11 protein-coding genes are annotated in these 12,544 nt (G+C 70.5%); 7 read left to right on the top strand and 4 right to left on the bottom strand.

Translation table 11 applies throughout. The features are described from left to right. Positions 1–10: 10 nt before the first annotated feature. On the bottom strand, positions 11–1,375 hold the full coding sequence (locus IU369_RS19005) for a hypothetical protein (RefSeq protein WP_217924808.1): 1,365 nt from the start codon (positions 1,373–1,375) through the stop codon (positions 11–13). A gap of 152 nt (positions 1,376–1,527) precedes the next feature. Beyond that, on the bottom strand, positions 1,528–2,241 hold the full coding sequence (locus IU369_RS19010) for a hypothetical protein (RefSeq protein ID WP_217924809.1): 714 nt from the start codon (positions 2,239–2,241) through the stop codon (positions 1,528–1,530). A 223-nt stretch (positions 2,242–2,464) separates the two neighbouring features. Here IU369_RS19010 and IU369_RS19015 point away from each other — a divergent pair, with 223 nt between their 5' ends. Beyond that, positions 2,465–3,235, top strand: a complete 771-nt coding sequence (locus tag IU369_RS19015; RefSeq protein ID WP_217924810.1) for a hypothetical protein — start codon at positions 2,465–2,467, stop codon at positions 3,233–3,235. Here IU369_RS19015 and IU369_RS19020 read toward each other — a convergent pair. After that, positions 3,232–3,783, bottom strand: a complete 552-nt coding sequence (locus tag IU369_RS19020; RefSeq protein WP_246551640.1) for an HD domain-containing protein — start codon at positions 3,781–3,783, stop codon at positions 3,232–3,234. The genes IU369_RS19015 and IU369_RS19020 overlap by 4 nt on opposite strands. Before the next feature lie 135 nt (positions 3,784–3,918). Here IU369_RS19020 and IU369_RS19025 point away from each other — a divergent pair, with 135 nt between their 5' ends. The 5 genes from IU369_RS19025 to IU369_RS19045 all read left to right on the top strand — a co-directional run bounded on the left by IU369_RS19025 (position 3,919) and on the right by IU369_RS19045 (position 8,622). Continuing rightward, complete coding sequence (locus IU369_RS19025; protein WP_217924811.1) at positions 3,919–4,275, top strand: hypothetical protein; 357 nt, start codon at positions 3,919–3,921, stop codon at positions 4,273–4,275. Between the two features lie 205 nt (positions 4,276–4,480). Beyond that, a complete protein-coding gene (locus IU369_RS19030; protein ID WP_217924812.1) occupies positions 4,481–4,885 on the top strand; it encodes a hypothetical protein in 405 nt (134 codons plus the stop codon). 158 nt (positions 4,886–5,043) lie between these two features. After that, positions 5,044–6,078, top strand: a complete 1,035-nt coding sequence (locus IU369_RS19035) for a hypothetical protein (RefSeq protein ID WP_217924813.1) — start codon at positions 5,044–5,046, stop codon at positions 6,076–6,078. Between the two features lie 270 nt (positions 6,079–6,348). Continuing rightward, positions 6,349–7,935: a hypothetical protein gene (locus tag IU369_RS19040; RefSeq protein ID WP_217924814.1), complete on the top strand. Its 1,587-nt coding sequence runs from the start codon at positions 6,349–6,351 to the stop codon at positions 7,933–7,935. A 135-nt stretch (positions 7,936–8,070) separates the two neighbouring features. Then, entirely contained in the window at positions 8,071–8,622 is a 552-nt protein-coding gene (locus tag IU369_RS19045) for a hypothetical protein (protein WP_217924815.1), read from the top strand. A gap of 42 nt (positions 8,623–8,664) precedes the next feature. Here IU369_RS19045 and IU369_RS19050 read toward each other — a convergent pair whose 3' ends face one another. Beyond that, positions 8,665–9,939 carry a recombinase family protein gene (locus IU369_RS19050; RefSeq protein ID WP_217924816.1) on the bottom strand — a complete coding sequence of 425 codons (1,275 nt, stop codon included), beginning with the start codon at positions 9,937–9,939 and terminating at the stop codon, positions 8,665–8,667. Positions 9,940–10,518: 579 nt separating this feature from the next. On the opposite strand from IU369_RS19050, the gene IU369_RS19055 reads away from it, so the two are divergent. Next, complete coding sequence (locus tag IU369_RS19055; RefSeq protein ID WP_217924817.1) at positions 10,519–10,896, top strand: DUF6636 domain-containing protein; 378 nt, start codon at positions 10,519–10,521, stop codon at positions 10,894–10,896. The last annotated feature ends 1,648 nt before the right edge of the window (positions 10,897–12,544 follow it).

Below are 12,544 nucleotides of genomic sequence, written 5' to 3' on the forward strand. Positions count from 1 at the left end.
GCCCTTCTCCTCAGCCTCCGAGACGAGGCCGCCCCGGCCCGGTCCAGGAGGGGGAGGGGAGGGTCGGAAGGCGCGGGGCCCAGCCTGAGCGCAGGATCCGGCCGACCTGCCGGGCGCGCAGGAGAGGCTGCGGTCCGTAGGTCCCATCGACGCGCGGGCGGTTCACGGCGTAGCGGGCGAAGTCATCGGCCCACTGCTCCTCGTCCGACAGGCACCAATCACGCCGCGGGGTTTCCGCGTCGACGACTGCGGGGTTGATGACGCAGCGCCACCCTCCGGCGTGGCGCATCGTCCGGCTGACGCGCGAGCGGCTGGCCGGGGTCAGCCCGGCGCGATCGGCGACGTGCCCGAGTTCGTGGAGGAAGGTAACCGAGAGGACCCGGTCCGGCTGGGCCAGATGCTCGGGGGAGAGCGAGATCAGGAAGCGGTCGCCGATCGTGTCCGTGCAGGAGGCGAGCGCGGGGCAGGACCCATTCCCTCTCGTCACCTCGATGCGTGAGCCGAGGTGTGCCCAGATCCGGCGGACCTGTCCGGGCGCCCGGCGGAGCGAGCGGAGGACGACGGCACGCTGGCGGACGCTCAGACCGCGGATGACCGGCCGGCCCCCGCCTGCTGCCTTGGCCGTGATCGACCCGGCAGGCAGGGCGCCGATGCGGACCCGGTAGACAGCCCCGAGGGCGACCGGCGGCAGCTGACCCTGGGGGTCCGGCCCGATCACCGACGCGCCGCCCCCGGCCACGCTTGTCTGCAAGGTGAAGTCCCGGCCCGATGAGAGCCGGCCACCGGCCCCCTCCAGACTCAGCCTGGAGGGCGCGCCGGCCGGGATCAGTACGCGGAGGCGGCCGACCTCATCGTCGGCGAAGGAACGGGGCCAGACCACCGGGGCGGCCAGGGGCAGCCGTGGGTCGACCCGGGCGATGAGGGAGAGCGTCTGCCCTGACGAGGCGGCGGACAACGAGACCAGCCGCGGGTCGAGCAGGATCATGGCGGCGCTGCGGTCGGTCTCGAAGAGCGCCCTCGCGTCCCAGCCGAGGTGGGAGACGATCTCCCTCAGCACCGTGCCGTCAGGGCCAGGAAGAGGAGAGGAGCGACAGGCCGAGCAGAGGTATCCGGGCCCGAGCGCCGGTGCGTTGCCCTCGATCGCCCGCGCGTCGGTGAGGAACGTGGTCTGGTCGCCTGCGCGGGCGGCGAGGGCCTCGGCCTCAGGTTGGTCGAGGCCTTGAGAGGGGACCGCCGGAAGGCCTTCAGCGGCGCGGAGGCTGGAGAGGGAGTCGGCAAGCGGCGCCGGCAGGGGCTGAGCGGTTGCCGCCGTCGCCCCGGCGCTGATCAGCGCGAGGCATGAGAAGAGGGCGGTTGTCAGAATGCGTATGTGCAAGGCGGCGACGGTCGGCGTGCCCTGATCAAGTGCCGGTGCTTGTACGTCGCGGGGGCCTGCGCGCTTCCACGGGGGGCGGCCCTTTCTCAGCAGAGAACGGACGAGGGGGCGCCCGGCGACGTGAACGCGCCCCCCGTCGTCCTGACCGGCGGTCACAGCACCCGGAGGCGCGCGGCGATCTCCTCGAGGGTGGACTGACCGAGCTCTCCCACCGCCTCGTTCAGAACCGCGCCGTCGCCATCCATGACGAAGCAGACTCCATCGAGTTCGAGCCACTGATCCGATCCGCTGGTGCGGAAGGTCCGGGCCTCCTGGTCGAGGGCCACCACCTCGTGCTCCAGGTGGAGCCCACTCACCTCACCCTCGTGGACGGAGATGAAGGAGATCGGCTCGCCCTGGATGAACGCGCCCCGGACCAGGGCCCAGTTCATCTCGCGCAGGTCCTGCTCGCGCCGCGCGGCGGCCTCGCGCTCGGCCTCGATCGCGCGGAACAGCTCAGGGGAGATCATGAACGGCACCGGCCGCACCTCCGCGTCCGGGAAGTCGCTCTTGCGGGCGACCTCGGCGAGCGCCTCCGCACCCTCCGCGGTTGATGTGAGCGCGAGCTGGGTGCCACCGTTGAGGACCGTGAAGGCCATCGCGACATCGGTGAAGGTCTCCCCGCGCCGTCCCCGGCGGACCCATTCGGCCTGGTCTAGGCAGGCGCGCATGCGCGGCAGCTGATCCCAGTCGAGCTCGAGGCGGCCGTAGTCGGGGTCGCCGTAGGTCGTCATCACCGCAGTGGGTCCGGTGATGACCACGCTCGTGGTCCGGACCTCGATGCTGAGGCGTCCGGTCTCGGGGATCTGCTCGGGGATGAAGCCCATCAACGCGACCTTTCGTGCAAGGGGATGAGCCTCGAACGTAAGGCGCCCTCGGGACACTGCACGTGAGACGCGATGATCAGGTGTGGCGACTCACACGGAAGTCCGGGAGCGGGGCTATTGACGTGGCGCCGCCGCCGGACTTTTATGGCGTCCTATCTGGAGAGGGAGAAGCGCAGTGAAAGTGCGTCCTCGATCGACCTCTGTGCGAGCGCGGACAGGGGCGGTGTTCGCCGCCCTCTCCCTCCTGCTGGGCGGAATCGCGCTGACCGTCGGCTGCGGAGATGACGATTCCTCGGCGGACGTGCCGCCGCCGCCGCCGACCACGCAGACGCGCGTGCCGGATGCGGGCTGCACCGAGTCGACACCCAAGCGGATCGAGTGGAACCCACCCGAGGCGGGCGTGTACGTCGTCGGCTGTTCGACGGACGGAGGGGGTCAGGTCGTCCTCACGAGCACGACGGCGCAGGTCCTGCGGGTCTGGTCTCCAAGCGGAGGGCAGGTCGATTCGTATCCGCCCCCGAGCGGGGATGCCTCCGCGCTCGCTGTCGCGAGCGTGATCCCGACGTCGCCGCTCCCGAACGGCTCGACGCCGCTGCTTCCAGGAGGGTCGGCATCGATCTTCGGGACTGCGCCGGTGACCGTGACCTTCGAGGCGGACCCCGCCCTGACACACGAAGCGGCCGTCGCCGCTGCCTTCGCCTCATGGGCGCAGGGGAAGCTGGCTCAGCCCGGTCGACGGCTCGCGATCGGAGCGGCGGCGTGTGCGGATGCCTCGTCTCAAGTCCTCCAGACCCAGTCCTACTTGGAGGACTCGATCCGGGCGTCCTTCGGGATCTTCGAGTGCACCGACTTCGTGCGCGCGATCCAACGTGAGGTCGGAGACGCGGCGCCGCCCGCTTCCGTGCTCGATGATGTCCTGTCCACGGGTAGACGCGTCATCGGTCCGAGTTTCCGTGACGAGGTCATCCGGGTGCTCTACCGGCTCGCGTCCTAGCGCAGGAGCTCTTCGATCCGGGCCCACATCGCCCGGAGCTCCCCCGGTCTCTTGAGGGCGTGGCGAAAGCCGTCCTGCTCCTTGCGGTACATGCCGAGGAGGGTGCCGCCGGCCTCGAGGTTCGCAATCCGGTCGGCGAGCTTGACGATGACGGCCCGCTCGCCGGCGGCACGGATGCGGGGGTAGGTCAGGGCGTGGCGTGTCTTGCGGTTCGGGCCCTGGCGGTTGGTGACGGCGTCGACGAGCCGGGCGACCTCCGGCCCGAACGTCTCTCGAACCTCATCGAAGGTGATGGGGGTGTCCTCGATCACGTCGTGGAGTTGGGCGGACATCCTCAGCTCCAGGTCGGCGCCGAAGCCGAACCGCACGAGCACAGCCTCGACCGCGTCCAGGTGATGCCGGTAGGGGCGGCCGTCTCCGTAGCGTTGATCGGCGTGCGCCGCGATAGCGAACGCGCGCGCCTCGGCGAGTCGTGCGCGCTCGGATGCCGGCAGGTCTGTGACAGCCGGAGCGCCAGCCCCCTGTCTCTCGGAGAGCCCCCGGGCCACTATGAGAGCTCCTCGTTGACATCGACCCGGAGTGCTCCGGGGGCAATCTTCATTCGGTCCATCACCTAAGGCTAGCCAGGCTCGGAGGCAGCGACGCAGTTCCTCTCAGGGGCATGGCGACGTAGGCTCCTCGCGATGGACTTCGACTCCGTCATCGCCTTCCTCGAGGAGCACCGCGGCAAGACCGTGGAGGTCTCCCTGTCCCTCCCCTCAACCAGCATGTCCGAGATGCCGCTGGCCGGCTTCTCCGGGAGGATCGGCAGCATCCGGCAATCGGGCCGGCGCGGCCCGGAGGTTTGGACCCTCCGCCTCGAGATGGAACAGTCGCTACCGGGTCCCGGCCATCTCTGGCTCGCACGCGAGGGATTTGTCTCGGCCGATCTGATCGCCGATCCCCCCTCAGAGCCGGAGGAGCGTCGCGACTCGGGGACGACATGGACTCTCACCATTCGCCTGCGCGAGGTCGACGTGGCGGTGATCTTCTACGTGTGATGGATCGGCGCTCCAGCTCGCGACGCAGAGCGCGCGGGAGAGAGAAGGCCAGGGCGAGCGGGGGGGCGGCCATGGCCGGCGCCACGGGGAGGCTGCAGAACGGGGGACTCGCCTTATGTTGGTCTCGGTCGCCCGACGTCCGCACGTGAGACGCCGTGATGGCCGCGACCACCTTCTGACAGCTCGATCAGCCCCGAGGAACCCGATGCCCCTCGTCACCCCCAAACGCCGTGAGAGTCAGGGCCTGCCCGCTGAGACCTGCGGGAAGATCGAGATCGCCGCGGAGCAGATCGGGGATCCGGAGATCGTGGCCTGGCTCCAGCGCCACTACGCGGCCCGCAGCTCGAACGACGGCTTCGCGATCCGCCCCTACGACAAGGACGCTGCTGCCTACTTCCGGGCTGGGCTCCTCCACTCCCCGGACGGCGGGCCGGCACTCATCCTCGCGGACGGCCGCGCCTGGCACGCGTGGTGGGGTGAGCTCACCGAGCTCCCCTACCCGGTCGCCCTCTCGGATTACCTGCCGCGGCGCCCCCGCCTTCGTCGGCTCGTCCGAGACCTCGCCGCGGTCGCCCCGTTCGCGGTGATCATCTACCTGCTCCTGCGCTGAGCCCGGCGAGGCGCCGTCTGGATCGACCCTCCCGGTGATGATCAGCGGCGTGGGTTTCGCGCCGCCCAGACCTATGGCGACATCACGTCGGCTGATGGGCGCGGCGCCTCGGTAACGGGCCCTTGGTGGTGTCCGGCGTGGGTGATTCACTGCCGGGCATGGACTGGGAGCGAATGCCCCGCCCGGACGGGGTGAGGGAGGTCACGAACACCGGCAGCGGATTCGAGGTGAGCGTCACCACCGACGTCGACGACGAAGGGTTCCTCGCCCGGGAATGCCCGTCGTGCGAGGCCCCGTTCAAGATGCTCGAGCACGAGTACGCCCTCCTGCCCGAGGAGATCGCGCTCACCTGCCCCTACTGCGGTCACTGTGAGCACCACGCGGAGTTCCTCACCCCTGGGCAGAGGGAGCGTGTGCTTGCCGCGGCCGCAGCACTGGCTCAACAGATGGTCCATCGCGAGATGAACAGGATGCTCAGGAAGACGTTCGGGCCCTCGCGGCGCCCACGGCGGTCACGGGGCTCCTTCATCAGCCTGGACGTCTCCTACAAGCCGGGACGGCCTCCCCGGCTCGTCGCGCTCCCGGAAGCCTTCGGGGACAAGACCCGCTCCACCGTCGAATGCTCGAGCTGCGGTAACCACCATGCCGTCTACAGCATCAGCGCGTTCTGTCCGGTCTGCGGTCCCCGGCCGGCCGCCGACAAGGTGCTTGAGGAGATCGGCGCGGCCCGGCTCGCCCTCGCCCTCGAGGATCGGTTCACCGATGAGGACGAGCGGGAGAACCTGCGGGCCGCGGGTGTCTTCGAGCGGTTCGCGGTGGACGCGCTCGGTTCCGTCGTCAGCCTGTTCGAGATCACCGCCCGCGCGGCCTTCGCGAAACGGGCCGCCGATCACGCCACGCTCACGAAGGGCAAGGGGAACGTCTTTCAGCGCCTCGACGACACCGCGGCTCTCTTCTCCGAACACGCGGGGCTCGACCTTGTCGACCTCGCGGGTGAGGAGAGGTGGCTCCGGATGAAGCAGTCGTTCGCCCGCCGGCACGTCCACGTCCACAACGGCGGCGTCGTCGACGAGAAGTTCCTCGCCCAGTCCCCAGGACTCGGCCTGAAGCCCGGGCAGCGGATCGTCATCCGCCGTGCGGAGGCGCAGACGGCCCTTGACGACCTCGAGGCGATCGTCCGCGCGTTCGCCTGAGCTGGAGTCGGGAGTCGAGGGCAAGTGGTGCGGAGCCGCCCCGTTGCCTGCGACAGTCAGCCCCCATCACAGCTAGTGGAGAACGAGCTGACCGTCTGGCCGGCAGGAGCGGTCATGGCCAAGTCGTCCCCCCGGGGTCAGGGCGCGTCGCCGTGGCCCAAGGCCCGCCCGAACTCGCACGTTCCTCGCCGTGACCTCTCTGCTCTACCGCGATCCCCCCTTCGGGATACCGTTCGAGAAGGGATAGACGAGGGAGGCCTCATGGGTGCCATGGGAGCGCGCGGGGCGGGGGTGGGGCTCGTAGCGTTGACCGCGCTCGCCGTGGCGGGCTCGGGGGTGGGCGCGCCGCTCGCGACGGGTCCGGTGCTGGCACTGTCGGGTGGTGGCCCCGAGGTGGTGGCGGTCTCCGACGTCGCCGTGACGGATGCCGGGGACGCCCTCGTCGTCCTCGCGCGACGGAGGTCCGCGACGGAGCCCGTCGTGCTCCAGGTGCGGCAGCGACGCGGCGCCCGCGGCGTTTTCGCCGCCCCTGTCGCCGTCTCATCGTCCGGTTCGTGGAGTGGTGTCGAGGCGGCCCTCGGCGCCAACGGCGACGCGTTCGTCGCGTACCCCGCGCCGAGCGGCCTGGTGGTGAAGGTGCGGCGCGGTTGGACGGGTCGGTGGCGCGACCTCTCGCCCCCGGCCGCCGCCGGCGCGGAGGTCTCGTCGATCCGCCTTGCCCTGACCCCCGGTAGCCGGGGCCGTCTTCTCGATGTCCTGTGGGTGGAGGACGGGGTCCCGGGTCCCGGTACCGGCGGACTGGTTCTGCGCGGTGCACGGCGCACGGCGAGCACCTGGCTCCAGGCCCCGGATGCCCCGGGCGGCGCTCCCGGGGCCGTTGCCTTGGCGTCGGGTGGCGCCGCCCTCGCGGTCAGCGCCACACCCGACGGGCACGTCCGCGCCGTGAGTCGCGGGGGCATCCATGACGCTTGGGAGGGGCCGGTCGAAGTGGCCCGGGTGGGGGTGCCGACGTCGGTGCCTCTCGGTGTCCGCGTCTCCGCGACGGCTGCGGCGAACGGTCTCCTGGTCGCCGGCTGGACGGGGATCCCGCCGGGCGGCACGACACGGCACGCGTTCGTCGCCCGGCGGCTGCCGGGGGCGCCGACATGGGACCCGCCTACGGACCTCGGCGAGGGCGTCCGGCCGCCGGCCGCGTCGGTGAGTGGCGGGGGCTCGATCGCCGTCGCGTGGCCCGGCGCGGAGGGCGACAGCGACGTGGGCCCGGAGCCCCTGCTGTTCCGGACCGTCCCGCCCCTGTCCGGGCCGCCCTCCGACACTCTTGAGACGCTGACCCTCCTCCCCGCTGCGGGTGCCGCGGAGCCTCGTTTCGCCGCCGACGGGTCGTGGGTGGCGGGCATCTTCCCAGGTGAGAACGCCGCTTCGTCCTCCGGCCTCATCGCCTTCGCGGACCGCCCTGGTGGGCGGGTCCGCCGCACCCCGATCCTCGTCGGCGACAGCCGCGGGTTCGCCGCTGGTGAGCGGTCCGCGCTCCTCGCGGTCGCTGCCCCGGCCCGAGGAACGAAGCCTGCCCTCGTCGGCGTCGACGATCTCGGCCCCCTGGGCCTCTCGTCGCCGGGCCGGGTGCGGGCGGGGACCACGGTCGGCGTGAGGTTCCAGCTGTGGCGCCGCACACGCGTCGCGCTGAGTGTGCTGGGCACGCCAGCTCGACCGGCCGTCGTCCGCACCCTCCCTGCGGGCCGGTCCGTCATCCGGGTGCCGCTGCCGGCACGCCCGGGGACCTATGTGATTCGCGCGACCGGCCGGGAGCCCGGTGGGCGCTCGGGCCTCCGTCAGCAGGCCGTGGTGCGCGTGAGCTGAACCGGGAGGTGCAGCCAGCAAAGGTGAGGGCGGGTCGGTGAGGCGCCGGCCGCACCCTGGGAGCTCTCGGCGGCGGATCGCCGTCTGGCATCGTTGTGAGGCGCGCGACATTCCATCTCCGAAGAGGGAGTCAGGGTGCCCGAGGATGCGGAGGGTCTCGAGAGCTGGTTGAGCGGTCGCATCCGCGCTCGCGCTGCCAGGGATGACCTCGAGGTCGCCCGCGGCACCCAGTTGGTCGGCGCTCTCGTGTCGCTAATGCGAAGACACGGCGTCGATCCACAGCGCCTCCGGAACGAGATCGGGACAGAGTGGGTCAGCCGTGATCAGTCGCAGGCGATCTATGGAGACTCGCCCTTCACAGGCTGGAGGGTCCTCGTCCCGGAGAACTGGTACGCCGTCCAGGATCTCATCGAGAACGGGCGATCCTGGACGGCGACGAGGTTCGCGATCTCGTCGCGCGGGCTGCTGAGACAGGGGAGCGGAGAATGGTCCTTGCTCCCACCTCAGGCGGACCTGGTGGTCGAGATGCGCCTCAAGCACATGTCGCGTCAGCAGGACGTCCTGATCGGTGAGGCGCTCGCCTACACCGGGATGCTCGCCATGACGGGCCGCTACCCCCAGGGGCGGCCGATACCGGAGGCGCACGAGGGAGGCACTGGCAGTGTCTGGGGGAGAGACGGGCCCTGACCCCGGGGCCGCACCCGGGGTCAGGGCGCTCTCCTTCTCGGCCTAGGCGGCGCTTCGGCGCCGGACCTCGGCCGCTTCGACATCTCGGGGAGTGCGGAGCCGGATCCGCTTGTCGACTCCCGGCCTGGTGCGCGCCGGCGGCGCGTCGATGAACACGCCGGAGGGGAAGGCCAGCCGCAGGAAGGTGTTGCGCCGGCCTGGGGGATAGGTCATCCAGGTCTCCGGGTCGAACGGTTGCTCAGCGGCGGCATCTCCTGTCAGCCTCGCGACGTCCTCGGCGGAGGGCGCCGCCCCGTCGGCCCTGGCCGCCCGCGCCAGGGAGAGCTCGTCACCGTCGATCATCGCCGTGATCTGGGCGACCAGGTGCCTCTCCGTCGCCGGCGCGGCCAGGGACTGGCCCTGGCAGAAGCTCCGGTCGTGGACGTGGTGGATGCAGCGGTACCGGTCGGTCTGGACGATGGAGCCGTCGCGAAGTCGGTTGCGTCCGTAGCAGAGGCTCATCGGGCTCCAGCCCTCACAGCGCCCGCAGTAGAGCAAGCCCGAGAGGGCGTGGTCGAGGTTCTGCCCGGTGACGCGGCGCTCCTCCAGGCGGTCCTTGACGCGCCCCCAGAGCTGCGGGTCCTCCTCGGCGAGGAGGTCGTGTCCGGAGTCCCAGTATCCATCGCCGTCCGGGACGAGCCCGATGTACCAGGTCCTCCTCAGCATCTGCGAGACCCCTGACGCGCTCCATTGGCTGTGGCCCGCCTCACGTCGCGGGATCCCGGCAGCGGACAGGTCCCGGGCGATCCGGCTGATCGAGAGCCCGGAGTCGAAGTCCCGGAACACCCTCAGGACGACAGACCACTCCTCGGGATCCGGCGCGAGTCGGTTTCCGTCCCAGCGCACCCCGTATGCCCGTCCTCCCTTCACGGGTGGCAGCCCCTTGGCGCGACGGTGACGGATCAACGCCGTCGAGGCATCTCCGCGCTCAGCCGCCTGCCCTTCCTTGATGGACGTGATGATCGAGCGGACCTGGCCGTCCATGAGCGCCGGGAAGTCGACGGAGGCGATGAAGGCGCCCGCGGCAACGCAGTCGTCCCAGAAGGTCATCGACTGAACCGCGTCCGGCGCGATCCTGGTGGCACTGTGTGCCATGACCGCATCGGCCTGGCCTGTGCGCAGGAGCTCGAGGATCCCACCCAGGCGCGCCCGTGGCCCCTCGGCCCCGCCCGACGTGTCGATCCCTTCGATGACGGTGATGGAGACAGGGGAAGGGTCGATGGCGGTGATGGCGTCGCGGCAGGCCCGCTCATGACCGCGGACGATCTCCGCCTCCACCTCGGGGTTGGGAGCCCGCCTCCTCGGGCTTCCGTGGTGCGGGTTGATCAGCCACCGGCGGCCGCGCGTTTCCGGTGGAGCAAGGTCAGTTCTCGAGCGGTCACCCATGGGGGCCTCCTTGAAGGGTCTGATGGCATCGCCTTGCGTTGACGCGCGGGGACGTGACCAATCCGGCACCGGCCCGTTCCCGGCCTGCTTGATGCCAGGTGAGCTCTCCCTGCCGCCTGCCCACGCGCGACTCATGAGGACACGATGTGACATCGGATGCGAGTCGCAGCTCAGGTCTTGACGAGTGCCACTGAGCAGCTGCTCTAGCGGGGCCGGCAGCGACCGATCGGGCCGATACGTCCAAGAGGCCGCGACTCGCGTGGGAGGCCTCAGGAGGGCCTGTTACCGGCTCCTGGACGGCAGAGCGGCCGGTCTCTTCGCTCGCAGTGCCACGCGGAAGGCGATCGCCACCTCTCCGGAGCCCTCATCGCATAGCTTCCAGGGGACAGATCCTCGCGAGCGGAGGTTGACGACATGGACGCACCCGGCAGGACACGGCGGCGCCCTCGAAGGGTCGGTCTGCTCGCGACCATGCTGGCGGCGGCTATCGCGATCCCCCTCGTCTCTGCCGGGGGAGCGGCCGGCGCCACGGTCAGCTTCCGCACTCCGAGCAACAACGTCCACTGCTACTCGGACTCCGGCCCGAGCGTTCAGTGCTGGGTCCTCTCAGCGACCTGTCGCGGGTATGGAGGGGCGACCTACGCCTACTCGTGGGCCGTCCGCGGCAACGGCCGTCCGTCTCGCTTCTGCCCGGGCGACATCGTCCGCGGCTCCCGAGTGCTCCGCTACGGGCAGTCGCTCACGTTCCGCGGCACGAGGTGTGTCTCCCGGACGAGCGGACTGACCTGCACCCGGACGGCGACGGGTCGCGGCTTCTTCCTCAGCCGGGAGCGTCAACGCATCTTCTAGGTGATCAGACACAGGGCGCCGGCCGGTGAGTGAACGCCGCGGGACGCACGGGCTGTCGCGCTCGACTTGATCGGCTGGCCCCTCATGCTCTGAGCCCGGATGCCGCCGGGTGGCGCCCCGGCACTGGCCCGGCGCCATGTGGGAGGGGAGGTGCTCCAACGGGAGGCCACGTCCGGCGGGGAGGTGCCCGGCGATGGATCCCGCGAAGGGCTCTGGGGCGCTCCCACGCGGACTGGTCCAGGCCTCCGTCATGTCGGAGCCGCCGGAGTGGGGAGGCCGAAGTGCGCCCCGGGATGACGGGCGTCCGGAAGGCCTCAGGCTCCGCCCGGGGGAGAGCAGCCCACGGGGGGGGGCGACCCGGCCAGCCCGGCGCCCGGTCCACGCGTGGGAGGAGCGCGCGACAGATGTAGGGGGTCACGCGGCCAGGGAGCCAGTCAGAGTCGGAAGGCGGGCATGGCCCTCGGGGAGCCAGCCCCTCCCGAGGCATGACCGATGCCTCGCTCCAGCGCGGTTGCCGAGCTCCAGGCTCCCGGGCCTGGCCGCAGAGACGTGGATGCCTCTAGAGACACCGGCGCCGCGGCACCTGGAGGAAGGCCCAATCTCCAGGCCCTGCGGATCGCTGACTCGCCCCTGTGAAGAGAAGGCGCCTAGCGGACGCCTAGCGGACGCGGGGCCAGCACGAGCTCCGCCCCATCACGCCATGCCCTTGAGCGGCCCATGGACACGGGACCGGGCACGCCCACCTCGACAGCCCCCATGGCACGGATGTCCCTCCCAACTTCCGCACCTTCAGACGTGCTCTCGGGCGCTCCTCAGACCCTAACCGCGAGATCCCTCTCCACAAAAGGGATCTCAGCCATTCCCGTCCCTCGAAAGTGGTTATAGCCGGCACCGGACTTGGGCACCTAGCCCCACCGACCGGGTCACAAGAACCCCTTGAACAAGCCAAAAAGCCCTTCCGCGGCCCCTCAGACAGACTCGCCATAAGTCCCCGTAGGCGAAAAGGAGGGAAGCTCGTTCACGAGGCAGATCAGAAGCCCATAAGAGAGGGATCTGAACGCGACGAAGCCCACAGGAGAGGGGACTCTCCCTAAGGACTGTCGATCGAGGAGGAAAAGCGAAGGAGGGCAAGGGGACGCAGAGCCACTGAGTGGCCACGAAAGCAAGGGAGGGACTCCCGCGTTCATCCCAGGAGGAGGCTCCTCGGTCAGGGGAGAGATGACGAGGAAGAACAACGGACGAGCTCACGGTCAGGAGCTCACGGGACGAACGCACGGGACAGACGACGGCCGAGCGTGACGAGGGAGCTGGAGACAGCAGTAGGGGGAGAGGGGCTGTGAGCTGCTGAGGGGAAGAGAGCAGCGAGGCGACGAGGGCTAGTCGACGGGGCCACGATCCGATGAGGCCACTCGGAGGCACACAGGGACTCGAAAGGGCGAACGGGCAGTAGGGACGGAGAGCCGTCACCGTGAGAGCACGAGTGCCCGTCCCGTAGGAGAGCCAGCCGCCCTGCCTCTGGCTCTCTCCCCATGGGGCCTCTTCCAGGCCGTTGGCGTGGGGAAGCACCGTGAGCACTCCACGAATTCCGGCCTGTGGCCTAGCGAGCTGTGGGAGAGGGAGGACTCAGGGCCCGTGTTGCTTTGGCTCT

It is taken from the genome of Miltoncostaea oceani (genome assembly GCF_018141545.1).
Lineage (GTDB): Bacteria > Actinomycetota > Thermoleophilia > Miltoncostaeales > Miltoncostaeaceae > Miltoncostaea > Miltoncostaea oceani.